We start from the raw sequence: 1,649 nt of genomic DNA, 5'->3' as shown, positions 1-1,649 counted from the left end.
AATTGACCAAACTCATTTTTATTGCCAGAAGCATCATTAGCTGGACTAGCGTCTAAAGCAAAGAATAGATCCGGCTTAATCATATTTGTCGATGCTTGTGCACCGCGAAGTCCAACCTCTTCCATTACGTTTGCACCGGAGTATAGCATGTTCGGTAATTGTTCATTTTGAACTTCTTTTAATAATTCGATTGCCAGACCACATCCATAACGGTTGTCCCAAGCCTTCGCCATTATTTTCTTATCATTTGCCATTGGAGTGAATGGGCAAACAGGGACAATTTGATCGCCAGGCTTGATGCCCATACGCTTAACATCCTCTTTGTCATCTGCACCCACATCAATTAGCATATTTTTAATGTCCATTGGTCTATTACGAACCTCATCACTCAACAAATGAGGTGGAATGGAGCCTATTACTCCTGGTATTGCTTGGTTATACGCAATGATTTCTACACGTTGAGCAAGTAAAACTTGGTTCCACCAGCCACCCAATGGCTGAAAACGAATCATACCGTTATCAGTAATACCGGAAACCATAAATCCTACCTCGTCCATGTGTCCAGCAACTAAAATCTTCGGTCCATTTTCGTCACCTTTTTTTACCCCGAATATCCCGCCTAAATTATCCTGTATAATTTCATCTGAATATTTAGTTAGTTCACTTCGCATAAAGGCACGAACCGCATGCTCATTTCCTGGCGCTCCTGGTAACTCAGTTAACGTTTTAAATAACGCGCGTGTTTCTTCATTCATTATTAAAGCCTCCTAAAGCCTCGTAAAGTTAATATTCACTTTTTAAATACATTCCCTCTCTATTGTAATAAAAGATTGAAGGGTTTACTACTAATAAATTTCGACATACGAAAAATTTTACGAATTCCATTTATATGATAAACTAAAATAAACACAAGGGAGGAATTAGAATGAAATTAAGAGACTATATGATGGGATTAGGTACAGGAGTTGTATTAGGTATTGTTGCAAGTCAGGCTGCCACTAAAATAAATCCAAACAAACCAGCAGATTTAGTGCTTAATAATATAAAGAACTCCTTTAAAGAAGAAGGTCCAATTGATGGGTCCTGGATTTACATGAGTCCAGAGCCATTCCAAAAAGAAGCAATCCGTTTTGAAGTGTATAGAGGCGGAATATCTAGAATTAAAAATGGAGAGCTAGAGCAATTTGAATTTGCAGCTGACTCTAAAACAGGTTCTGTAGTAGACATAGCAAAGGTTTAATCATGTCCTTTTAGTTATAAAGCATAAAACCTCCTATTAGGTGTAAATTATCCGTAGGAGGTGATGTTTCATGAGTAGTAAAAACAACAAAAAAACCATGAATAAAAGAACACATAACAGCCAGGAGCTATACAAAAACCCTACAGTTAACCCCGATACAGAACTCGGGATAGACTTTGCCGAAGTCTCTAAAAATAAGGTGACAAAGCATATTACAAAAGAATCGAATAAATAATGCAAAGGTGAGTTTAATGACTCACCTTTTTTATTTGTGAAAGTATTGCGCATATGGGGTGAAGTGTTGCGGGAATTTGGGAAAGTGTTGCGATTATTGCTTCAAGTGTTGCACTAATTCAGAAAGTATTGCGATTATTGCTTCATGTGTTGCGCTAATTACATGAAGTGTTGC

General features: G+C 37.5%; 3 protein-coding genes. 2 read left to right on the top strand and 1 reads right to left on the bottom strand.

Annotated elements, in window-relative coordinates:
- Positions 1–755, bottom strand: a 755-nt coding sequence (locus tag AC06OU_RS10975; RefSeq protein WP_475855768.1) for a M42 family metallopeptidase, incomplete at its 3' end; no start/stop codon positions are given.
- Between the two features lie 170 nt (positions 756–925).
- Between AC06OU_RS10975 and AC06OU_RS10970 the strand changes: the two genes are divergently transcribed.
- On the top strand, positions 926–1,240 hold the full coding sequence (locus tag AC06OU_RS10970; RefSeq protein WP_475855767.1) for a hypothetical protein: 315 nt from the start codon (positions 926–928) through the stop codon (positions 1,238–1,240).
- 70 nt (positions 1,241–1,310) lie between these two features.
- Positions 1,311–1,475 carry a hypothetical protein gene (locus AC06OU_RS10965; protein WP_169360016.1) on the top strand — a complete coding sequence of 55 codons (165 nt, stop codon included), beginning with the start codon at positions 1,311–1,313 and terminating at the stop codon, positions 1,473–1,475.
- The last annotated feature ends 174 nt before the right edge of the window (positions 1,476–1,649 follow it).

The organism is Psychrobacillus sp. (assembly GCF_056205495.1).
Note: the sequence above shows the minus strand (reverse complement) of the source record. Positions and strands in the feature narration are given on the sequence as shown.

What these genes read in the sequence shown, in the direction of transcription:
- AC06OU_RS10970 (WP_475855767.1), top strand. Translation starts at nt 926, where the DNA reads ATGAAATTAAGAGACTATATGATGGGATTAGGTACAGGAGTTGTATTA.
- AC06OU_RS10965 (WP_169360016.1), top strand. Translation starts at nt 1,311, where the DNA reads ATGAGTAGTAAAAACAACAAAAAAACCATGAATAAAAGAACACATAAC.